Raw genomic sequence first — 20,896 nt, forward strand, 5'->3', positions numbered from 1 at the left:
GGCCTGGCCGCCGAGCTTGCCCTCGGTGCCGACCTCGCGGGCGACGCGGGTCACCTCTTCGGCGAAGGCGGAAAGCTGGTCCACCATCGTGTTGACAGTGATCTTGAGTTCGAACATCTCGCCGACGGCGTCGACGGTCACCTTGCGTGACAGGTCGCCGTTGGCCACGGCCGTGGTGACCTCACCGATGTCGCGCACCTGTGCGGAGACGCGGCTGGACATCGTGTTCACGGCCTCGGTCAGGTCGCGCCAGCTGCCCGACATGCCGCGCAGGTTGGCCCGGCCGCCGAGTTTGCCCTCGGTGCCGACCTCGCGGGCCACCCGGGTCACCTCGCCGGTGAACAGGGCCAGCTGGTCGACCATGCCGTTGATCGCCTTGCCCAGACGGCGCACCTCGCCCCGGGCGGCCCGGTCGAGGTCGATGCGCTGCGACAGGTCGCCCTTGGCCACGGCGTCGATCACGTCGGCGGCCCCGGTCACGGGCGTGACCAGGGCGTCGATCAGGCCGTTCACCGACTCGACGCTCTCGGCCCACGAGCCCACGCCGGGCCCGGGGGTCAGGCGCTCGCCGAAGCGGCCCTCCTTGATCACCTCGCGGCGGACCCGGGCGAGCTCGTTGGCCAGGTGTTCCCGGCGGTCGGCCACCTCGTTGAGCAGCAACCGGATCTCGCTCAGGATGCCGGGCGGGGCGTGCGGGACTCTCCGGCGGAAGTCTCCGTCTCGCCACACGGTCAGCGTGTCCAGGAGCGGCTTCAGATCAGACTCGGTGTAACTGCGTTCGGTCCGGGCCGGTTCGACGTCCGCACGCGTCATGGGGCCTCCTTACGTGTACGCCCAGTCTGTCACGTTCCGTGGTAGCTCCACCGGCCGTTGATTGACCGCGCGTCAGAGCGAATTGTGGTAAGCACGAGTGCAGTGGCGAATTCTCCACGTGCCGTGCTCGCGGCGTCGTTCACGACGGGCGAGACGGCCGTTCCGGCGGCGAAGCGGTTCACCCAGGAGGTGATGACCGCGTGGGCCGCCATGCCCGTCGGCGCCGAGGCCGAGCGGCTCACCCGGGCGCTCGTCGAAGGGGTCTCCGGCGAGTCGTTCGAGGTGAGATGGCTCCACCAAGGCGACTCTATCCAGCTTGAGGTCATCGAGCGCGGTCATGACTACGGTCCGCCACTCGACGCGGCCGATTGGGGGGTTTCGTTCTCCGGCAACTCCCGGGTCCGGTGGGCGCGGCTCGACCTGCCGGGCGGTGGCGGCGTACCGGAGGAAGAAGCCTGGACCGAACCCACGCCGAGCCCCGGGTGGCTGGGGTTCCTGGCCGACGCGAGCGATCTGCTCGCCGGCACGCTCGACCCCGGCATGGTGCCGGCGATCATCGCCCAGATCGTGGTGCCCCGGCTGGCCTCCTGGTGCGCCGTCTACACGGCCGACCAGGGCACCGGGCCGCTGCGGCTCGACTACCTCTGGCACGCCGACGAGGCCCAGAGCGACGCGCTGCGGGCGCGGCTGGCCGACGTGGTGCTGCCGTCGGCCGACGGGCCGGCCGTGCTCAGCGTCGACGGCACCCAGGCGCTCGGGTTCCCGCTGACGGCGCGGGGGCGGCGGCTGGGCGTCATGTGCCTGGGGCGCCGCGACCGGTTCCCCGACGAGAGCCTCCAACTCGCCGAAGACCTGGCCCGCCGGGCCGCGCTGGCGCTCGACAACGCCCGCCTCTACGCCCAGCAGGCGGCGGCCAACCGGGCGCTGCAGCGCAGCCTGCTGCCGCCCGAGGAGCCCCGCACCCCCGGCCTCGACTCCTACGTGATCTACGAACCGGCGGGCGAGACCAACGAGGTCGGTGGCGACTTCTACGACCTGTTCCCGATCGGCGACGGCGTCTGGCGCTTCGCGATCGGCGACGTCTGCGGCACCGGCCCCGTCGCCGCCGCCGTGACCGGCCTGGCCCGGCACACGATCCGGCTGCTGGCCCGCGAGGGCTACGGCGTCGCGGCCGTGGTCGAGCGGCTGAACCAGGCGATCCTCGAAGAGGGCGAGCGGGCCCGGTTCCTGACCCTGCTGCATGGCGAGATCACCATCGCCGCCGACGGGCTCGACATGCGGCTGGTGTCGGCCGGGCATCCGGAAGCGCTGCGGCTGCGGCCGAGCGGCGTGGTCGACGTCGTGGGCTCGCCGCAGTCGCTGCTCGGCGTCTTCCCCGAGGCCGAGTTCGAGGCCGACTCGATCCATCTGGAGCCGGGAGACGTGCTCCTGGGGGTCACCGACGGGGTGACCGAGCGGCGGCAGGGCTCACGGCTGCTCGACGACGAGGGCGGGCTGGCCAAGCTCCTGGCCGAGTGCGTCGACCTGTCAGCCCGCGCGGTCGCCGAGCGGATCAGGCGCGCCGTCCAGGACTTCGCGCCCGAGCCGAGCGCCGACGACCTGGCCATCCTCGTGCTCCGGGCGCCGGTCGAGCCGCTCTAGCAGCATCACCCCCAGGCCGACCACGGCCAGGGCGGCCCCCACCAGAGCCGACGACATCCAGCCCCAGCCCGCCGCGATGGCCAGCCCGCCCAGATAGACGCCGCCCGCGTTGGCGAGGTTGAAGGCCGAGTGGTTCGACGCCGCGGCCAGGGTGGGGGCGTCGTCGGCGTACCGGATGACCATGGTCTGGAGCGGCGCGGTCATCAGGAAGCCGACGGCGAGGATCACGACGACCATCACCGGCGCGGGCCAGACCACGAAGATCACCAAAACGGCCGCCAGCCCGGCGAGGCTCGCGTAGGCGGTCGGGCGGGCGGCCAGGTCGGTCAGCGGCCCGGCGGCGGCCACGCCGATGGTCATGCCGACGCCGGCCAGCGCCAGGATCCACAGGACCGCGCTCTCGGGCAGGCCCATGACCTCGGTGGTGATCGACGCCAGGTAGGCGTAGGCGGCGAAGACCCCGCCGAAACCGAAGATCGCGGTGCCGAGGAACAGCAGGACCTTGCGGTTCCGGAAGGCCCGGAGCTCGCGCCTGAGGCTCTGGTGCGGTTCCGGCGGCGTGTACGGAATCAGCAGCACCAGCGCGACCAGCGCGAGCACCCCGATGGCGGTGACCATGAGAAAGGTGGCCCGCCAGCCGAGATGTTGCCCGAGCAGCGTCGCGCCGGGCACGCCGACGATGTTGGCCAGGGTCAGCCCGAGCAGGATGCTCGCCACCGCCCGGCCTTCGCGGCCCTTCCTGGCCAGCCGGGCCGCCACGACCGAGGCGACGCCGAAGAACGCGCCGTGCGGCAGCCCGGCGACGAACCGCCCGGCGGTCAGCCACCCGAAGTCCGGCGCGAGCGCCGAGAGCAGGTTGCCCACCACGAAGAAGGCCATGAGGGCCACGAGCAGGCGCTTGCGCGACATCCGCACGCCCGCGGCGGCGAGCAGGGGCGCGCCCACCACCACGCCGATGGCGTAGGCGGCGACGAGGTTCCCGGCGACGGGCACCGAGGTGTCCAGGTCGGCCGCGACGACGGGCAGCAGACCCATGATCACGAACTCGGAGACCCCGATCCCGAAGGAACTGACCGCCAGAGCCAGCAGAGCGATGCGCATGCGCGGAACAGCGCTGCGGGCATCCGCGCCTATTTCACCCACGGCGCCCAATTTTCGGCATCGCCGCTCCGAGGGCGGTGCCGCGGCTCAGAGGCCTGGGGTGGCGGGTTGTTTGCGGCCGTCCATCACCCTGCTCGCGAACTCGATCTGGGTGCGCATCTGGCGGATGCGTTCCTCGACGACCAGGGAGGCGTGGCCGGCGTCGTAGCGGTAGACCTGGCACGGGCCCGGGACCGCGTCGATGAAGCTCTCGATCTGCCTGATCGGGCAGCGGGGGTCGTTCTCCCCGGCCAGGATCAGCAGCGGCGCTTCGACCATGTCGGCGTAGGTGATCGGGGAGGAGGCCGCGTACCGTTCCGGGACCTCTTCGGGGGAGCCGCCGAGCAGGGCGCGGTGGAGGGAGCGCAGGGCCTCCGACTCGTCCTCGTAGGCCGCGCGGTGGTCGGCGATCGGGACGGCGGCGATGCCGGCGCTCCAGACCTTGGGCTGGGTGCCGAGGCCGAGCAGGGTCAGGTAGCCGCCCCACGAGCCGCCCGCCAGGATCAGCCGGTCGGGGTCGGCGATGCCCCGGTTGACCACCCAGTCGCGGACCGCCGACACGTCGGCCAGCTCGATGTGGCCGATCTCGCCGTGGAGGGCGTCGCGCCAGGCCGAGCCGTAGCCGATGGAGCCCCGGTAGTTGACCCGGACGACCGCGAAGCCGCTGTCGACCCAGGCCGCCACGTGGGGCAGGAACGAGTCGTTGTCCTGCGCCGACGGGCCGCCGTGCAGCAGGAACACGGTCGGGTAGGGGGCCGCCTGGCCGGTGGGGCGGGAGATCATCGCGTGGATCCAGCCGCCGGGGCCCTCGACGTCGACGTCCTCGACCGGGACCGACGGGGGCGCGGTCGGGCCGGGGCTCATCACCACGTGGCCGTGGCTCGACCGGATCACGGGGGCGTGGGCGGCGCTCGACCAGGAGTACTCGACCGTGCCGTCGGGGCGGGTGGCGGCCGACTCGATCACGCCGTGGGGCGTCTCGATCGGGGTCATCGCGCCGCCGACGAGGTCGTAGCGGAAGAGCTGGGTGCGGCCCCGGTGGTGGTTGACGATCAGCAGGGCGCGGCCGTCGTCGTACCAGTCGGCGGTGACCTCGCCGGGGTCGCGGAGGTAGATCTCGCGCTGCTCGCCGGTCAGCGGGTCCCAGACCAGCGGCTCGTGCCGGCCCCTGCGCTCGTGCAGCACCAGCAGGCGGCGGTCGCCCAGGACGGGGGAGAAGCGGATGCCGCGCACGCCCTTGCCGGGGCCGTCGTAGAGGTCGCCGACGACCGAGCCGTTCTTCTTCACCACGCGCAGCGCGGGGTGGCGGGCGTCGCCGTGCTCGCTGTGGTCGATGGCGATGAGGGAGCCGTCGAGGGAGATGCCGGCCACCGAGGCCGACTCCTTGTGCTGGTAGAGCACGGTCGGCTCGCTGCCCTCGCCCATCAGCAGGATCTGGAAGCCGAGCCGGCACGAACGCCCTATGGCGGCGGTGCCGTTGGCGGCCAGCGCGAGCCCGGCCGGGTGACCGGGGGAGATGTCGAGCGGGCGGGCCGCGCCGCCGTGGAAGTGCTGGCGGATCCAGACGCCGTATTCGTCGCCGTCGGTGTCGGCGAACCACCAGATCCACTGGCCGGTGGGGTCGATGTCGCCGTGGGCCGTGCCGTTGGGCCGGTCGGTCACCTGGCGGCTCTGGCCGGTGGCCCGGTCCCAGGCGTAGATCTCCCAGGTGCCGGAGGCGTTACTGCGGTAGACCGCGTGGTGCGGGGCCTGCCGAGCCCAGGTGGGCAGCGTCATACGCGGGGAACGGAACCTGGTCTGCCAGCGTTCCTCGGCCTTCATCGGCTTTCCTCCCGGGTCCGCCGTCGGTCGCGGTCAAGTATGTCCCGTCAGCCCCCGGAATGGCCGACAAACAGGGGATCTCAGGTGGGAATTTACGGTGAAAAACCCCATTGGTCACTAGGGCTGCGGGCACCATTTTCAGCTTTTCGGACGCCACACCGTGACCTGCACCGACATCCGCACCCGGGCCCCCTCCGACACCTCGCCGACCCGTCCGTGCCAGGCGCTCGGACCCATCGCGATCACCGACATGACCTCGGCCGCCGTCAGGTCGAGCCAGCCGGCCACCGGCTCGGTCACGTCGCGTGCGAAGTGGTCGCCGAGGGTGTCGGACAGCCGCCGGTCCTTTTCGTCGTCGACCGACAACAGACCGAAACGTTCGACGATCGGCGCGAGGTGGTCGGGGTTTGGCGTGACCGTTATCAGCGTTCCCGTTGGTTTCAGGACACGGTGAAACTCACGGGCGTTCCTGGGGGCGAACACGTTGAGAAGCGTGTCAAACGCCGCATCGCGCACCGGAAGGGGTTTCCACACGTCGGCGACGACCGCGCCGATCCTCGGATGGGCCCGGGCGGCCCTCTTCAGGGCGTGCTTGGAGACGTCGAGGGCCAGGCCCCGGTCGCCGACCGCCCGCGCCAGGTAGTAGCCGGTCCCGGCGCCGGCGTCGCCGACGACGCCCTTCGCGTGCGCGGCCACCGTTTCGGCGATCGGGGCGAAGGCGCCGCTCGCGAGGAACGTCTCCCGGGCCGAGACCATCTCGGGGGTGTCGCCCTTCACCGGGGTGCTCAGCAGGTTGAGGTAGCCCTGCCGGGCGACGTCGAACGAGTGGCCGCGCGGGCAGCGCGCGGCGCCCTCCGTGAGGGCCAGGTCGTCGCGGCAGACGGGGCAGACCAGCAGGTCGATGACGTCTCCAAGCATCCGTCCAGTATCCCGTCAAGTCGTCTGCAACCAGTCTGGGGTGAACTGTCCGTATGACGAAGAAGAGACGCAACTGCCCGAGTTGTCGGACCGTTCTGGACGAAGGCCCGATCGTCTACCGCTGCGCGAAGTGCCAGCGTGCCGTGTACGCCGCCGACGTGAACTTCGATTATTCGGCCCGATGATGCACGATGACCGCATGTAGGAGAATAAAGTGCGGTAATGCCGTACGAACCGATGACCTTCGCCGGGGTCGAGGTCACGCCGCTGTGTGATGCCGTCGGGCCCATGGGGCCGAGCATCGCCCGGCCGCTGCCCGAACTGTTCCCCGGCGGGTCGTTCGCCGACGGCGAGGAGTGGATCCTCCACTTCCACTGCTTCCTGCTGCGCACCGGCAGCCGTACCATCCTGGTCGACACCGGCGTCGGCGACCTTACCGGCCCCGCCGCGGGCTGGGCGCCCATCCCCGGCCGGCTGCTCCAGGAACTCGACGCCGTGGGCGTGGCCCCGGCCGACGTCGACACGGTGATCCTCACCCACCTGCACAGCGACCACGTGAGCGGCTGCGTCGCCGACGGCGCCCCGGTGTTCGCCAACGCGCGCCACGTGCTGCAGGAGGCCGAGCTCGACTGGCCCGGCGGCGGGCTCATGCGCGACCGCATCGTCAAGCCGCTCGGCGACCAGCTCCAGATCGTGCACGGGTCCCGGGACCTCTTCGAGAACGTCCGGGTGGCGCACACCCCGGGCCACACCCCCGGCCACCAGGTGGTCCTGGTCGGCGACCTGATCGTCTCGGGCGACGTGCTGCACCACCCGGTGCAGCTGGCCGACCCGACGATCGGCTACCACTACGACGACGACGCCGAGCGGGCGCTGACCAGCCGCCAGGTCGTGCTCGGCCGGGCGACCTACCTGGCCACCTCCCACTTGGCCGAGCCCTTCACGAAGGTGCGCTGACGGTAACGCAGCACCTGGAAGGCGCCGAGCGCCCAGATCGGATACTGCGCGACCAGCGCCCACCGGAAGTCGCCGTGCAGGTCGAGCCCGACGCCGATCAGCCCGAGCAGCGAGACCGTGGCCAGGAAGCCGCCGCCGTTGACGATGCCGGTGGCCACGCCGATGCGTTCGGCCGGGTTGAACGTGCGGGCGAAGTCGAGGCCGATCACCGAGCCGGGCCCGTTGGTGGCCAGCACCACCATGAGCAGCACGATCAGCCACACGGGTGAGGGGCCGGGCCAGAGCAGCACGGCCGTCCAGACGACCGCGGTCGCCCCGACGATGCCGAGCACCATCCACGAGCGGCGGTGCGGCCACCGGCCGGCGACCCAGCCGAAGACCGGGTTGCAGGCCAGCGACACGACGGTGACCGTGGTCAGCAGCGCCCCGGCCGCGTTCGGCGACATGCGCTGGTCCTGGAGCAGGAACGGATAGCCCCACAACAGCAGGAACGCCGCCATAGACGACTGGGTGGCGGCGTGTGACCACAGGCCCAGCTGGGTGCCGGGTTCGGCCCAGGCGGCGCGCAGCCCGCGCGCCTCGGCGGTCCTCCCCGGGCGGGCCTCGCGCAGCAGCACGACCACCACGGCGAAGGCGACCGCGCTCAGGCCCGCCGCGCCCAGGAAGGTGTCGCGCCAGCCGAAGGCGTGCAGGGCCGAGATCAGCGGTACGGCCGCCAGGATGCCCCCCAGCGCCCCCAGCAGCCCCGTGGTCTGCACCATCAGGGGGTTGCGGCCGGGCGGGAACCACAGGTTCACGATGCGGATCACGCTGATGAAGGTCGCCGCGTCGCCCGCGCCGATCAGGACGCGGGCGGCGACCGCCCCGGTGGCGCTGCCCGCGAAGGCGAAGACCAGGTTGCCGGCCGCCAGCACGAGCGCCCCGGCGAGCAGCATCTTCTTGGAGCCCAGGCGGTCGACCAGGATGCCGACGGGGACCTGGAGGGCGGCGTACACGAGCAGTTGGAGCATCGCGAGCGCCGACAGGCCGGCGGCGCCGAGGTCGAAGCGGGCGGCGGCCTCCAGGCCGGTGACGCCGAGGGTCTGACGGTGGAAGACCGCGACGAGGTAGGCGACGACTCCGGCGCCCCAGTAGAGGTAGGCCTTCCGCGTCCCCGGCATGCGGCGATTTTACCTTTCGACCGTTTTCGCCCTCCGGGCGGTGCGAAGATCGCATGCCATGAAGAGACTGCTCGCCGTCGCCGCCGCCCTGGTCGCGATCATTCCCGCCGCGCCCGCCGCGGCCGCGCTCCCGTCGGGGCTGGTGTTCTACCGGTACGAGCACGGGGTGACCATCCACACGCCCTTCGCCAGGCACACCGTCGACCCGAACGGCCAGTTCTCGGTCTCGCAGGACGGCCGCAAGGTCGCCTACGTCGACATCAACGGCAAGGTGCACGTCAAGGCCGGCGGGGTCGACAAGGTCGTCGCGTCGGGCGCGGTGGCGGGCACGCCGTGCGCCACCCCGGCCTGGTCGCCCGACGGCACGAAGGTCGCCTACGCGGTCATGTCGACCGAGGGCAGCGCCCCGATCGCGGTCGTCGGCGCCGACGGCAAGGGCCGCAGGACGGTCGGCCGGACCTACGGCGTCTGCCACCTGGCCTGGTCGGGCAACGGCCGCTACCTGGCGGGCTACACCGGCACCACCGACGGCGTGCACGTCCTCGACGTCACCACCGGCAAGTCGCGCAAGGCCAAGGGCGTCGGCCGGGCCAACCACGTGCAGTCGTTGTCGCCCGACGGGCGCAAGGTGGTCTACCGCGCGCTGGGACGGAACACCGAGGGCGGCGACGGCACCTGGCCGCTCTGGTACACCCCGCGCATCGTCGACACCGTGACCGGCAAGCGGGTGACGCCGCCGGTCAAGGGCACCCTCATCGGGGCCATGTATTTGAACGACGGCAACCTCGCGGTCAGGGTCAAGGGCGCGACCCGCAACACGGTGGTGATCCTCACCCCGGGCTTCAAGGTCGTCCGGAAGATCTCCGAGCCGTTCCAGTACCGCAAGTACGCGCTGCTGCGGGTGCTCTGACGGCGACGGCCCGGCTCCCCCTCGGAGCCGGGCCGTGCCGGGGCCTGCCTAGACGAGCGCGGGCTCCTTGTGCGGAGCGGGCAGTTCGTCCTCGTCGTCGTCCCCGTGCGACAACCTCGGCAGCCAGTTCAGCCAGCGCGGCAGGTACCAGTTCCACTCGCCCAGCAGGCGCATCGTGGCCGGCAGCAGCACCGCGCGGACGATCGTCGCGTCGATCAGGATCGCCGCCGCCAGCCCCACGCCCATCTGCATGAACGTCAGCAGCGACAAGGTGGCGAAGACCGCGAACACGGCCACCATGATCAGGGCGGCGCTGGTGACCACCCCGGCCGTCGAGCGGATGCCGTGGGCGACCGCGTCCTCGGTGCGCATGCCCTTGTCGTACGCCTCCCTGATCCGGCTCAGGATGAACACGTGGTAGTCCATCGACAGGCCGAACAGGATGACGAACAGGAACATCGGCAGCCAGTCGGTGATCGTGCCCGTCGACTGGAAGCCGATCACGCTCTCGCCGTACCCCCACTGGAAGACCAGCACGAGCACGCCGTAGGCCGCCGCGACCGACAGCAGGTTGAGCAGGATCGCCTTGACCGCGACCACCAGGGAGCGGAAGGAGACCAGCAGCAGCAGGAAGGCGAGCAGCAGCACGAACCCGAAGACCAGCGGCCGGGTGGCCGACATCTGGTCGTTGAAGTCCATCGACCCGGCGGTCGAGCCGGTGACGTGCGCGCCCGGCAGGGTGGCCGGGATGATCGTGTCGCGCAGTTCGTGGATCGCGTTCTCCGAGACCGCGTCGGTGCCGGTGCCCTTGATGCCGATGCTGATCCGGGCGACGTCGCCCCGCGGGTTGACGTCGACCGTGAACGGCTCGTTGAAGTGGCCGGAGGCCAGCGCCCGCTCCTTGAGGCGCTCGATCGCGGCGGTGTCGGGGTTCTTGACGACCACGACGGCCGGTTCGTTGCCGCCGGGGAAGGCCCGGTCGATCGCCTTGAACGTCTCGGCGATCTTGTAGTCGCCCTGGAGCTCGTCGATCGTCTGCGGGCCGGGCTTGAGGCTCAGGCCGGGCACCGCCAGCGCGATCATCAGGCCGCCCGCGATCACGACCGAGATGATCGGGTGGCGCAGCACCGGACGCAGGATCGCGCCCCACACGCGGCTCTCGCCGCCCCGCACGCCCAGGATGCGCCGCCAGGTGACCCGCCCCCGGGTCAGCACCCGGACGGTGCCGTGGAACGCGCGGGCGTCGATCTTGTCGCCGATCAGCGACAGCAGCGCCGGCAGCGCGGTCAGCGAGCCGACCACGGCGGTCAGCACGACCAGGATGGTGCCCTCGGCGAAGCCCATGAAGATGCCGTTGCCGGTCAGGAACATGCCCGCCATGGCGACGATCACGGTGATGCCCGAGATCAGCACCGCGCGGCCGGAGGTGCCGGCGGCGATCTCGATCGCGCGCTGCTTGCCGCGGCCCTTCGCCCGTTCCTCCCGCTCTCTCATGATGTAGAAGAGCGAGTAGTCGACGCCCACGGCCAGGCCGATCAGCAACATGACGTTGGTGGTCGCGGCGTCCACGGCCAGCAGCTGGCTGGTCAGGGCGAGCAGGCCGGTCGCGCCGGCGATGGCGGTCAGCGCGAGCGCCACCGGGATGATCGCGGCCAGGATCGCGCCGAAGGCGGCCAGCAGGATGCCCAGCGTGATCGGCAGCGAGAGCTGCTCGGCCCGGACGAAGTCGGCGTCGATGGCCTCGCCGATCAGCTTGTCGGCGCTGGCCCCGCCCGCCTGCTCGACCCGCAGATCGGGGTGCCGGGCCTGCACGCCGTCGACCGCGTCGAGCAGCGGCTTCACCCGGTCGGCGGCGGTGTCGGCGTCGCCCTTCATGGTGAACTGGATCAACGTGGCCCGGCCGTCCGGTGTGACCGGGGCCGGGGAGGCGATCTCGGCGACCAGGCCGGTCGCGGTGATCGAGCGCTTCACGTCGTCGATCGCCCGCTGGAAGGCCGGGTCGTCGGTGGTCGCCGTGGCGCTCTGCACCAGCACGACCTCACTGGCCGGGTCGACGAACCCGGCGCCGTCGAGGATCTGCCCGGCGGCGCGCGAGTCGCCGTTGGCGCTCTCGTAGGACTTCATCTCCGCCGTGCCGACGGCGCCCCCGACGAACGTGGCGCCGGCCACGAACGCCACCCAGATCAACAGCGCCCACCAGCGGTGGCGTGCGCTCCAGCCGCCCACCCGGGCGGCGATGTTCCGATTCCGAACCATGTCTACGACCGTAGAAATCGATCGGCGCCGGAACCTCCTGCGTGGATGGGAGATCGGCCCTCCTTCCGGAGAGCTAGGGGACAACCCCGGCTAACCTCAGGGCTGTGATCCCCGCAGACGTGTTCTACGCCCGGCTCCACCGCGTCATCCCGGCCGCCGCCGGGTTCGTCACCGACGCCGACGACCGGGTGCTGCTCGTGAAACCCAACTACCGCGACCTGTGGGGCTGGCCCGGCGGCCACGTCGACGAGAACGAGACCCCTGAGGAGGCCTGCGCCCGGGAACTCAGGGAGGAGGTCGGGTTGACGCTCCCCGTGGGGCGGCTGCTCGTCGTCCATTGGGTGCCGGAGATGGACGAGCGGCCCTTCCCGCTCGTCCACTTCACCTTCGACTGCGGGGCCCTGCCCGACGGCGCGCGGATCACCATCCAGGAGGAGGAGCTCGACGACTGGGGGTTCTTCACCCCCGCCGAGGCCGACAAGATCCTGCCCGAGTGGCAGGCCCGGCGGCTGCACGCCTCCGTCGCCGCGCGCGCGTCGGGAGGCTTCACCTATCTGAGTTGAGGCGGTCCAGCTCGGCGTCCGACAGCTGAAGATCGAGCGCCTTCAGCGAGTCGAGGATGCTCTCGGGGCGGCTGGCGCCCGGGATCGGCACGATGCGCGGGCTGCGCGCCAGCTGCCACGCGAGGGAGACCTGCTGCGGCGACACGCCGTGGGCGGCGGCGATCTCGCCGAAGGCGGCGTGCCGGCTGCCCAGCTCGGAGGCCGAGCCCATGCCGCCCAGCGGCGACCACGACAGGAACGTGATGTCGATCTCGTCGGCGACGTCGATCTCCGGCTCGCTGGTGCGGAACCGGGGCGAGAACTCGTTCTGCACGGCGACCAGGTCGTCGCCGAGGATCTCCCGCGCGATCCGCAGCTGCTCCGGGTTGGCGTTGGAGACGCCCGCCATCTGGACCTTCCCGGCCTGGACGAGGTCCTTGATCGCGCCGATCGCCACCTCGTAGGGGACCTGCGGATCGGGCCGGTGGTGGAAGTAGAGGCCGATCGACTCGACCCCGAGGGCCTTCAGCGAGCGGTCGCACGCCTGGAACAGGTATTCGGGGCGGCTGTCCCTGCCCCAGCCGCCGCCGGGCGTACGGGTGTGCCCGCCCTTGGTGGAGACCAGGACCGACCCGGCGTCGCCGCCCCAGCTGTTCAGGGCCTTGGCGACCAGGCGTTCGTTGTGGCCGACGTCGGTGTGCGAGGGCGTGTAGGCGTCGGCCGTGTCGATGAGGGTGACCCCGGCGTCGAGGGCCGCGTGGATGGTGCGGATCGACTGGGCCTCGTCGGGCATGTGGCCGGCGGTGGACATGGGCATCGCGCCAAGGCCGATGGCGCTGACCTGGCGGCTTCCGATGCGGCGGGTATTCATGCCCCTCAGGCTAGTCAGGGCTATCAGAGTCGCTTCAACAGCGCCTGTTTGGCGAGCGCGAACTCCTCGTCGGTCAGCACCCCGTCGCGGTGCAGCCCGCCCAGTTCCCGCAGGCGGCGCAGCACGACGTCGTGGTCGTCCTCCTTCGGCGGCTCGGGCTCGATCGCGGGCGGCTCGGCCAGCGGGTGGGGCAGCCGGGCCACGACGGCGGTCACCAGCAGGGCGACGGTGCGGGTCTCCTTGTCGAGGCCCCACAGGACGACGGAGGACGGGTCGTACTTGATCGGCGGGCGGGTGGACGGTTCGTCCTTGCGGGTGAACCTGAGCCGGCCGTTCTCCAGGCCCGCGTTGGGGATCCACTCGACGGCCGCGAGCTCGGTCAGCGGGATGCGCTGCGGCCCGGCCTTGCGTTTGGTGGTGTCGGCGGCCCAGTTGAACTCGATCAGGATCACGTCGCCGTCGAAGCTGATCAGGCCGTCGGAGGCGTTGGCGGTCAGCGGCACCGAGGGGCCGGGCAGCAGGAAGCGGTCGGTGGGCCCGTCGGGCACCCCTTCGGCGAGCAGCGCGGCGCGGACCTCGTCGGCGAAGTACTCGGCCGCGCCCGTCCGGTCGGCGTCGATCGTGAGCCGGTAGGGGTCGGCCGACTCGGGGAGGCGTCCGCCGGTGGCGTGGCTGAAGGGGTCGGCCCCCATGCGCATGCGCAGGCGCAGCTGACCGCCCTTGCGGGCGGGCTGGTAGGCGATGCCGGCGACCGCCGCCAGCGGCACCACGAGCTCGCCGAGGGCCTGGCGGAGCTTGTTCACCCCGCGTTCCTTGGCCGGCACGATCCGGATGACGTCGCCGTTGAAGGTCCACGAGCCGTCGCTTACGAGCACCTCGGTCATGGCCGGATCCTACGCATCAGGTGGCACAGTGGGGGTTATGCACGTGGGGATTCTCGGGCCGCTGGAAGTGCGGTCCGACCGGGGCGAGGCCGTGACGATCGGCGGGGCCCGCCTCCGTGCTCTGCTGGTCCGCCTCGCGCTCGACCCCGGCCGGCTGATCACCCACGACGAACTGGCCGAGGCCCTCTGGGGCGCGGCGCCCCCGGCCGACCGGGCCAACGCCCTCCAGTCGCTCGTGTCGCGGCTGCGCCGGGTGCTGCCCGACCCGGCGGCGCTGCGCTCAGAACCCGGCGGATACCGGCTGACGCTGCCGAGGGAGAACGTCGACGCCCACCGGTTCGCCGCCCTGGCCGCGAGCGGACGCGCCGCGCTGGCCGCCGGAGACCACCGGCGGGCGGCCGGGCTCCTGGGCGAGGCCGCCGCGCTCTGGCGGGGGCGGCCGCTGGCCGACGTGGCCGACGCGCCGTTCGCCGACGCCGCCGTCGACGGCCTCGACGAGGCCTGGCTGACCGCCACCGAAGACCGCCTCGAAGCCGAACCGGTCGTCTCCGAGCTGCGCGACCTGGCCGCCCGCCATCCGCTGCGCGAACGCGTGCACGCTCTATTGATGCGGGCGCTGGCCGCGTCGGGGCGGCGGGCCGAGGCGCTGACCGTGTTCGAGGAGGTCCGCCACGCCCTGGCCGACGAACTCGGCGTCGACCCCGGCGCCGAGTTGCGCGAGGCCCACCTGGCCGTGCTGCGCGAGGAGCCGGCGCCGCGCCGGGGGCGTCCGGTGTTGCGGGCGCCGCTGACCAGTTTCGTCGGCCGCGACCACGACATGGCCGAGATCGCCCGGCGGCTGGCCGACAGCCGCCTCGTCACCCTGGTGGGGCCGGGCGGGGCCGGCAAGACCCGGCTGGCCAGCACGGTCGCCGCCGGGCTCGACCGGCCGGTCTGGCTGGTCGAGCTGGCCCCCGTCACCAACCCCGACGACGTGCCGCAGGCGGTGCTGGCGGCGGTGGGCGCGGGGCAGACGAAGACGCAGGAGAGCACCGTCGCCCGCATCGTCGAGGTGCTGTCGGGCGTCGAGGGCGTGCTGCTGCTCGACAACTGCGAGCACCTCATCGACGCCGCCGCCCGGCTGGCCGACGAACTGCTCGGGTTGTGCCCCCGGCTGACGGTGCTGGCCACCAGCCGCGAGGCCCTCGGGATCTTCGGCGAGTCGCTCTGGCCGGTGCCGCCGCTGGCCGACGAACCGGCGGTCCGGCTCTTCCTCGATCGGGCCGAGGCGGTGCGTCCCGGGTTCGCCCTCACCGAGGCCAACACGCCGGTCGTGCGGGAGATCTGCCGCCGCCTCGACGGGCTGCCGCTGGCGATCGAGCTGGCCGCGGCCCGGTTGCGCTCGCTCGCCGTCGAGCAGGTGGCGGCCCGGCTCGACGACCGGTTCCGGCTGCTGACGGGCGGGAGCCGTACCGCGATGGCCCGGCACCAGACGCTCCGCGCGGTGGTGGCCTGGAGCTGGGACCTGCTCGGCGACGACGAGCGCGACCTGGCCGAACGGCTCGCGGTGTTCCCCGGCGGCTTCACCGCCGAGGCGGCCGAGGCGGTGGGCGGCTCGCTCGACCTGCTGGCCGCCCTGGTCGACCGGTCGCTGCTCCAGCTCATCGACGGCCCCCGCTACCGGATGCTGGAGACCATCCGCGAATACGGCCTCGAACGCCTGGCCGAACGCGGCGAGGTCGACGAGGTCCGCGGTGCCCACACGCGCTACTTCCTCGACCTGGCCGAGCAGGGCGGCGGCCAGATGCGCGGCCACGGGCAGCTCAGCTGGATCCGCGTCCTCGGCACCGACCACGACAACCTGCTGGCCGCCTTCCACTACGCCATCGAGCGGGGCGACGCCGCCACCGCCACCCGGATGACCGCCGCCCTCGGCACGTTCTGGATGATCACCGGCCGCCGGTCGGAGTCGGTGCCCTGGCTCAAGTCGGCGCTCGACCTCGACGGCGACATCGACCGGAACGCGTGGCTGATCACCACGATGATGTATCTGCTGAACTCGCTGATGAGCCAGCCGATCGAGGACGTCGAGGGGCTGATCGCCCGGTTCGGCGAGATCTCCCGTGAGGCCGACGTCGACGACGACCCGCTGCTCTGCCTGATCAGCCCGATCTACCACCTGTTCCAGGACGACACCGAAGGGGGCCTGGCCGCGATCGACCGGGCCCTCGCGGTGGCCGAACCGTGGAGCAGGGCCATGCTGCTGATGTTCCGAGCGTTCATGCTGGAGAACGAGGGCGACCCCAGCGGCATGCTGGCCGACCTGGGCCAGGCCGCCGCCGGGTTCCGCGAGGTCGGCGACCGGTGGGGGCTGGCCCAGGCGCTCACGTTCATCGCCGACGCCGCCATGTTGTTCGGCGACTTCGACCTGGTGGTGAAGTCGCTGGAGGAGGCCATCGAGCTGACCCGGCTGCTCAACCCCGACGACGACGCCGGGCACCAGCGCATGTACCTGGCCACCGCCCGCAGCCGCCAGGGCGACGTCGACGGCGCCCGCCACGAGCTGCGGCTGATGGCCGAGTCGAGCCGGACCGAGTGGTCGATCAGAGACGCCGCCTTCTCCCGGATCGGCCTCGGCGACCTCGCCCGCGAGGTGGGCGACCTGGCCGAGGCGCGGTTCCAGTACGAACGGGCCGCCGCCGCGATCGACGACTCGGGCATCGTGTCGCCGCAGTTCCGGGCGCTGGTGCTGACGTGCCTGGGCCATCTGTCCATCGCCGAGGGCGACCTGGAGGCCGCCGCCTCGGCCGCCGGCGAGGCCGCCGGACTGGCCGACTCGGCCCGCGACCGGCCCGTGCTGGCCCGGGTGGGCGTGCTGGCCGCCGAGGTCGAGACCGTACGCGGGAACGCCGAAGGGGCGGCCCGCACGCTCGGCGCGAGCGAGCAGCTGCGGGGCGCCCCCGACGCGTACAACCCCGACGTCTTCCGGGTCTCCGCCCAGTTGCGGGAGACCCTCGGGGACGACGCCTACCACGACGCCTACGGCAAGGGCGCGGCCCTCGACCGGGCGGCGGCCATCGATCAGGTCCTGCGCCGGTAGGCCCGGACCGCCAGCGGCGCGAAGACCGCCATCAGGCCGACGCCCCAGGCGGCGACCCACACGACGTGACCGGCCACCGGCCCGCCGATCATGAGGCCGCGGGCGGCCTCCATCGCGTGGGCGACCGGGTTGACGTGCACCCACGACTGGAGCCAGCCCGGCAGGGTGTCGACCGGGGCCATCATGCCGGTGCCGAACGTCAGCGGGAACATCGTCAGGAACGCCACGCCCTGCACCGCGCCCGGCTCCCGCAGCACCATGCCGAGCAGGACGAACGCCCAGCTCAGGCAGAACGCGAACCCGATGGTCATGACGACGGCCGCGAGCGCCGGCACGATGCCGTTGACCAGGTCGAAACCGAGCACCAGCCCGCAGATCGCCAGGGAGAGCGTGGCGACGACGTAGCGGATCAGGTCGCCGAGCACCGACCCGATCAGCGGCGCCGACCGCCCGATCGGGAGGCTGCGGAACCGGTCGAAGACCCCCTTCTTGAGGTCGGTGTTGAGGCTCACGCCGGTCGCCACCGAGGCGAACACGACGGTCTGCACGAGGATCGCCGGCAGCAGGAACTGCAGGTACTGGTGGGTGTCGCCGGCGATGGCGCCGCCGAGCAGGAACACGAACAGCACCACGAAGATGATCGGCTGGAGGGTCACGTCGAGCAGTTGCTCGGGTGTCCTGATGGTCTTTATCAAGCTCCGCCGCGCGAGGGCGAGACTATGTCTGACCAGCCCGAAAGGGCGTGGTTGCGCGCGGGTGGGGGCGGGCTTCGGGGGCTGGACGGGGGAGAGGGTGGTGGTCGTCATGGGGGGCTCCTTCTCAGGCCGCTTCTTCGTCGGTGGCGCGCTGGCCGGTGAGGGTGAAGAACACCTCGTCCAGGCTGGGCAGGCGCAGGGAGAGCTCGGTGACGGAGACGCCGGCCTGGGCGAGCCGCGCCACCGCCTCGGTGAACTGGGCGTCGCCGTCGACGGGCACGGTGACCACGCCGCGGCTGGGCGATTCGGCCGGGCGGCCGGAGACGCCGGTGAGGATGGCCTCGGTCTCGGCCAGGCGGGCCGGGTCGGCCGGTCGGGCGAGGATGGTCTGGCCGCCGACGATCTGCTTGAGCTGGGCCGGGGTGCCGTGGGCGATCGACCGGCCGTGGTCGACGACGGTGATCTCGTCGGCCAGCGCGTCGGCCTCCTCCAGGTACTGCGTGGTCAGCAGCACGGTCACGCCGTCCTTGACCAGCCCGCGCACGATGTTCCACACGTCGTCGCGCTTCGAGGGGTCGAGCCCGGTCGTGGGTTCGTCGAGGTAGATGACGTCGGGGCGGCCGACGAGGCTGGCGGCCAGGTCGAGGCGGCGGCGCATGCCGCCCGAGTAGGTCTTGGCCTGCCGCGTCGCCGCGTCGGCCAGCCCGAACTCGCCCAGCAGCTCGGTGGCCCTGGCGATCGCCTCGCTCTTGCGGAGGTCGAGCAGCTGGCCGATGAGGACCAGGTTCTGCAGGCCGGTCAGGTCTTCGTCGACGGAGGCGTACTGGCCGGTCAGGCCGATCAGGCGGCGGACCTTGGCGGCGTCCTTGACGACGTCGAGGCCGCCCACGAACGCGCGTCCCTCGTCGGGGCGCAGCAGCGTGGCGAGGATCCGGACGGCGGTGGTCTTGCCGGCCCCGTTCGGGCCGAGCACCCCGAGCACGGTCCCCTGCGGGGCGGAGAGATCGAGGCCCGCCAGGGCGGTCGTCTTTCCGTAGCGTTTCACGAGGCCGCGGGCCTCGAATGCGTATTCCATGCCTCCCAGGGTGGAGCCCGCCGCTGTCATCCGGCGCACAGCGGGCTGTCACGCCTCAGCGGGCCCTCAGCGGCGTCTCAGCCGGCTCTCAGCGAGGTGTGCGGCGCCAGCCGGCGGGCCAGGTCGCGGGCGGCTTCGCGGCCGGCCCGGTTCGCGCCGACCGTGCTGGCCGAGGGGCCGTAGCCGACGAGGTGGACGAGCGGCTCGGCCACGACGCGGGTGCCGTCCATGCGGATGCCGCCGCCGGGGCGGCGCAGCTTCAGCGGGGCCAGGTGGCGGAGGTCGGCGCGGAAGCCGGTCGCCCACACGATGACGTCGGCGGGGAAGACCTCGTCGCCCCACGACACGCCGTCGCGCACCAGGTGCGTGAACATCGGGCGGCGGGTCAGCACGCCGCGTTCGAGGGCCTCGGTGACGACCGGCGTGTAGGTCAGGCCGGTCACGCTCACCACGCTCTGGGGCGGCAACCCGGCGCGCACCCGTTCGTCGACGAGCGCCACGGCGTCGCGGCCGTCGAAGCCCTCGGGACGGAAGTCGGGTTCCCGGCGTGTCACCCACAGCGTGGAGGCGGCCACCGCGCCGACCTCCGACAGGACGTGCATCGCGGAATGCCCGCCGCCGACGACCACGACGTTCAGGCCGGCGAAATCCGCCGGGCCATCATAGGACGCGTAGTGGAGCTGCCCGCCTTCGAAACGCCCGGGATAGAACGGCCAATGCGGGCGGGTCCACGTGCCGGTGGCGTTCACGATTCCGCGGGCGCGCCATTTCCCGTCGACCGTGAAACCCGGCTCGACTTTTCCCACTTTGTACGGCCGCATGACGTCCAAACCCATTTGAGCTTCATAAGCGGCGAAATATTCCGGTACGGCCTCCGCCGCCGCCCGCCCCGGGTCGGCGGAAGGGCGCGACATGCCCGGCAAATCGAAGATCCCGTGCACGCGATCCATTGTCAGCGTGGGGGATCGGTGCCGCCACGCCCCGCCGGGGGAGCCCTCCGCGTCGAGCACGACCTGCGACAATCCGAACCGCCGCAGGTGGTACGCAGCGGACAATCCGGCCTGACCAGCACCGATCACCACAACATCGACATCGATCACGACTCACTCAACCAACGCAACCCCGTGAAACTTCCCGATTTAAGGGGCATTTACTGGCCGAGCTTTCCCGTGGCTTTGTGTGTGCTGCCAAAGGAGATCCGTCCGGATATTGCATGATCGGCACATGAGGTACGGAACGTACATGATCGCCCTAATCATGGGCCTCGGTTTCATGGGCGTCGCGCTTCCCGCGCAAGCTGCCCCGGTCTCCGACACCCAGATCATGGGCCACGCACCGGTTAAGCAGTACAAGAAAGCCAAGAGAGTCAAGGTGATCAAGTACCGGGTGAAGAAGCGGCACATCCGCATTCGCCCGAAGATTGAATGGCACCACATCCACCACTACCACCGCATCTTCCACACGAAGCACTGGCTGCACAAGCACCACCACCACAAGCGCCACTTCGTGCACAGGCACCACCACCACAAGCACGACAACCACATCATCCACAACCGCTGCTGGAACAAGCACATCCACCACCTGCACGAGCACCACAAGAAGCCGAAGCACCACCGCCACCACGGCCACCACTTCGAGGGCATGCAGAGCGCTCAGACCGCTCCTCGCATGGACTGGAACGAGGGCATGGACGCCGGCATCTCGGCCGAGCGTCGCGCTGTGAGCACTTCGGACCGTCACTGCCTGCCGGGCCACTTCTACGACGAGACCGGCGATGACGGCTTCGAAGAGGAAGACGGCTTCGAGGACGACGACGACCTCGGTGGCGGCGCCATCGGCGGCTCGGCCGGTCCGGCCGCCTCGGCTACCACCATCACCGGCGTCGTGCACGTCGCCGGCAAGCCGGTGACCCTGCTCCCGCAGCTGGGCGCTCAGGTCAACGGCGGCAGCTGCCCCGCGGGTAGCACGCTGGTCGGCGGTTCGTGGACCGTTCCGCTGCTCAGCCAGGGCGTCCCGATGGCGCCCATCCGCAGCGCCGCCAGCGGCGCCCAGTGGCAGATGCAGTTCATGAACACCGGCAGCCTGCCGACCGTCGTGACGGTCTCGTCGAGCTGCCTGGCCCACTCCTGAGATT

General features: G+C 71.7%; 18 protein-coding genes. 7 read left to right on the top strand and 11 right to left on the bottom strand.

Features of this window, described 5'->3' with window-relative positions; all coding sequences use genetic code 11:
- The coding region (locus AW271_RS27130) for a HAMP domain-containing protein (protein ID WP_157554671.1) at positions 1-813 on the bottom strand (813 nt) is incomplete at its 3' end.
- Positions 814-915: 102 nt separating this feature from the next.
- Between AW271_RS27130 and AW271_RS42960 the strand changes: the two genes are divergently transcribed.
- Positions 916-2,454 carry a PP2C family protein-serine/threonine phosphatase gene (locus tag AW271_RS42960; protein ID WP_275935781.1) on the top strand — a complete coding sequence of 513 codons (1,539 nt, stop codon included), beginning with the start codon at positions 916-918 and terminating at the stop codon, positions 2,452-2,454.
- Here the strand turns inward: AW271_RS42960 and AW271_RS38965 are convergent.
- From AW271_RS38965 to AW271_RS27145, 3 genes are all read right to left on the bottom strand, one after another.
- Positions 2,341-3,555, bottom strand: a complete 1,215-nt coding sequence (locus AW271_RS38965; protein WP_083977295.1) for an MFS transporter — start codon at positions 3,553-3,555, stop codon at positions 2,341-2,343. The genes AW271_RS42960 and AW271_RS38965 overlap by 114 nt on opposite strands.
- Before the next feature lie 87 nt (positions 3,556-3,642).
- Entirely contained in the window at positions 3,643-5,415 is a 1,773-nt protein-coding gene (locus AW271_RS27140) for a S9 family peptidase (protein WP_062340448.1), read from the bottom strand.
- Positions 5,416-5,553: 138 nt separating this feature from the next.
- On the bottom strand, positions 5,554-6,333 hold the full coding sequence (locus AW271_RS27145; protein WP_062340449.1) for a putative RNA methyltransferase: 780 nt from the start codon (positions 6,331-6,333) through the stop codon (positions 5,554-5,556).
- A 222-nt stretch (positions 6,334-6,555) separates the two neighbouring features.
- Here AW271_RS27145 and AW271_RS27150 point away from each other — a divergent pair, with 222 nt between their 5' ends.
- Entirely contained in the window at positions 6,556-7,290 is a 735-nt protein-coding gene (locus AW271_RS27150; RefSeq protein ID WP_062340450.1) for an MBL fold metallo-hydrolase, read from the top strand.
- Here AW271_RS27150 and AW271_RS27155 read toward each other — a convergent pair.
- The gene (locus AW271_RS27155; protein ID WP_062340451.1) at positions 7,242-8,450 is read right to left on the bottom strand and encodes an MFS transporter; all 1,209 of its coding nucleotides are present in this window, start codon (positions 8,448-8,450) and stop codon (positions 7,242-7,244) included. The genes AW271_RS27150 and AW271_RS27155 overlap by 49 nt on opposite strands.
- 58 nt (positions 8,451-8,508) lie before the next feature.
- Between AW271_RS27155 and AW271_RS27160 the strand changes: the two genes are divergently transcribed.
- Entirely contained in the window at positions 8,509-9,360 is an 852-nt protein-coding gene (locus AW271_RS27160) for a PD40 domain-containing protein (RefSeq protein WP_062340452.1), read from the top strand.
- A 48-nt stretch (positions 9,361-9,408) separates the two neighbouring features.
- Here AW271_RS27160 and AW271_RS27165 read toward each other — a convergent pair whose 3' ends face one another.
- Entirely contained in the window at positions 9,409-11,616 is a 2,208-nt protein-coding gene (locus AW271_RS27165) for an MMPL family transporter (RefSeq protein ID WP_062340453.1), read from the bottom strand.
- A 104-nt stretch (positions 11,617-11,720) separates the two neighbouring features.
- Here AW271_RS27165 and AW271_RS27170 point away from each other — a divergent pair, with 104 nt between their 5' ends.
- Positions 11,721-12,179 carry an NUDIX domain-containing protein gene (locus AW271_RS27170; protein ID WP_062340454.1) on the top strand — a complete coding sequence of 153 codons (459 nt, stop codon included), beginning with the start codon at positions 11,721-11,723 and terminating at the stop codon, positions 12,177-12,179.
- Here AW271_RS27170 and AW271_RS27175 read toward each other — a convergent pair.
- Both AW271_RS27175 and AW271_RS27180 read right to left on the bottom strand, forming a co-directional pair.
- Complete coding sequence (locus AW271_RS27175; RefSeq protein ID WP_062340455.1) at positions 12,163-13,029, bottom strand: aldo/keto reductase; 867 nt, start codon at positions 13,027-13,029, stop codon at positions 12,163-12,165. The two genes, AW271_RS27170 and AW271_RS27175, sit on opposite strands and share 17 nt — an antisense overlap.
- A 23-nt stretch (positions 13,030-13,052) precedes the next feature.
- Positions 13,053-13,913, bottom strand: a complete 861-nt coding sequence (locus tag AW271_RS27180) for a DUF4429 domain-containing protein (protein ID WP_062340456.1) — start codon at positions 13,911-13,913, stop codon at positions 13,053-13,055.
- Positions 13,914-13,950: 37 nt separating this feature from the next.
- On the opposite strand from AW271_RS27180, the gene AW271_RS27185 reads away from it, so the two are divergent.
- On the top strand, positions 13,951-16,992 hold the full coding sequence (locus AW271_RS27185) for an AfsR/SARP family transcriptional regulator (RefSeq protein ID WP_063818131.1): 3,042 nt from the start codon (positions 13,951-13,953) through the stop codon (positions 16,990-16,992).
- Here AW271_RS27185 and AW271_RS27190 read toward each other — a convergent pair.
- From AW271_RS27190 to AW271_RS27200, 3 genes are all read right to left on the bottom strand, one after another.
- Positions 16,974-17,798 carry an ABC transporter permease gene (locus tag AW271_RS27190; RefSeq protein WP_062340457.1) on the bottom strand — a complete coding sequence of 275 codons (825 nt, stop codon included), beginning with the start codon at positions 17,796-17,798 and terminating at the stop codon, positions 16,974-16,976. The two genes, AW271_RS27185 and AW271_RS27190, sit on opposite strands and share 19 nt — an antisense overlap.
- Before the next feature lie 13 nt (positions 17,799-17,811).
- Positions 17,812-18,762, bottom strand: coding sequence for an ATP-binding cassette domain-containing protein (locus tag AW271_RS27195; protein WP_062340458.1), 951 nt, complete (start codon positions 18,760-18,762; stop codon positions 17,812-17,814).
- A gap of 77 nt (positions 18,763-18,839) precedes the next feature.
- The gene (locus AW271_RS27200) at positions 18,840-19,817 is read right to left on the bottom strand and encodes an NAD(P)-binding domain-containing protein (protein WP_245653242.1); all 978 of its coding nucleotides are present in this window, start codon (positions 19,815-19,817) and stop codon (positions 18,840-18,842) included.
- On the opposite strand from AW271_RS27200, the gene AW271_RS42535 reads away from it, so the two are divergent.
- Positions 19,698-19,979: a hypothetical protein gene (locus tag AW271_RS42535; RefSeq protein WP_245653244.1), complete on the top strand. Its 282-nt coding sequence runs from the start codon at positions 19,698-19,700 to the stop codon at positions 19,977-19,979. The genes AW271_RS27200 and AW271_RS42535 overlap by 120 nt on opposite strands.
- Before the next feature lie 7 nt (positions 19,980-19,986).
- Positions 19,987-20,892 (top strand): hypothetical protein, encoded by a 906-nt coding sequence (locus tag AW271_RS27205; protein WP_157554673.1) that lies wholly within the window; start codon positions 19,987-19,989, stop codon positions 20,890-20,892.
- The last annotated feature ends 4 nt before the right edge of the window (positions 20,893-20,896 follow it).

Source organism: Herbidospora sakaeratensis, from assembly GCF_001570525.1.
GTDB classification, from domain to species: domain Bacteria; phylum Actinomycetota; class Actinomycetes; order Streptosporangiales; family Streptosporangiaceae; genus Herbidospora; species Herbidospora sakaeratensis.

Coding starts and splice junctions, on each gene's coding strand:
- AW271_RS27175 (WP_062340455.1), bottom strand. CDS start 13,029: ATGAATACCCGCCGCATCGGAAGCCGCCAGGTCAGCGCCATCGGCCTT.
- AW271_RS27185 (WP_063818131.1), top strand. CDS start 13,951: ATGCACGTGGGGATTCTCGGGCCGCTGGAAGTGCGGTCCGACCGGGGC.
- AW271_RS27180 (WP_062340456.1), bottom strand. CDS start 13,913: ATGACCGAGGTGCTCGTAAGCGACGGCTCGTGGACCTTCAACGGCGAC.
- AW271_RS27150 (WP_062340450.1), top strand. CDS start 6,556: ATGCCGTACGAACCGATGACCTTCGCCGGGGTCGAGGTCACGCCGCTG.
- AW271_RS27145 (WP_062340449.1), bottom strand. CDS start 6,333: ATGCTTGGAGACGTCATCGACCTGCTGGTCTGCCCCGTCTGCCGCGAC.
- AW271_RS38965 (WP_083977295.1), bottom strand. CDS start 3,555: ATGCGCATCGCTCTGCTGGCTCTGGCGGTCAGTTCCTTCGGGATCGGG.
- AW271_RS27160 (WP_062340452.1), top strand. CDS start 8,509: ATGAAGAGACTGCTCGCCGTCGCCGCCGCCCTGGTCGCGATCATTCCC.
- AW271_RS27190 (WP_062340457.1), bottom strand. CDS start 17,798: ATGACGACCACCACCCTCTCCCCCGTCCAGCCCCCGAAGCCCGCCCCC.
- AW271_RS27155 (WP_062340451.1), bottom strand. CDS start 8,450: ATGCCGGGGACGCGGAAGGCCTACCTCTACTGGGGCGCCGGAGTCGTC.
- AW271_RS27165 (WP_062340453.1), bottom strand. CDS start 11,616: ATGGTTCGGAATCGGAACATCGCCGCCCGGGTGGGCGGCTGGAGCGCA.
- AW271_RS27205 (WP_157554673.1), top strand. CDS start 19,987: ATGAGGTACGGAACGTACATGATCGCCCTAATCATGGGCCTCGGTTTC.
- AW271_RS27195 (WP_062340458.1), bottom strand. CDS start 18,762: ATGGAATACGCATTCGAGGCCCGCGGCCTCGTGAAACGCTACGGAAAG.
- AW271_RS27140 (WP_062340448.1), bottom strand. CDS start 5,415: ATGAAGGCCGAGGAACGCTGGCAGACCAGGTTCCGTTCCCCGCGTATG.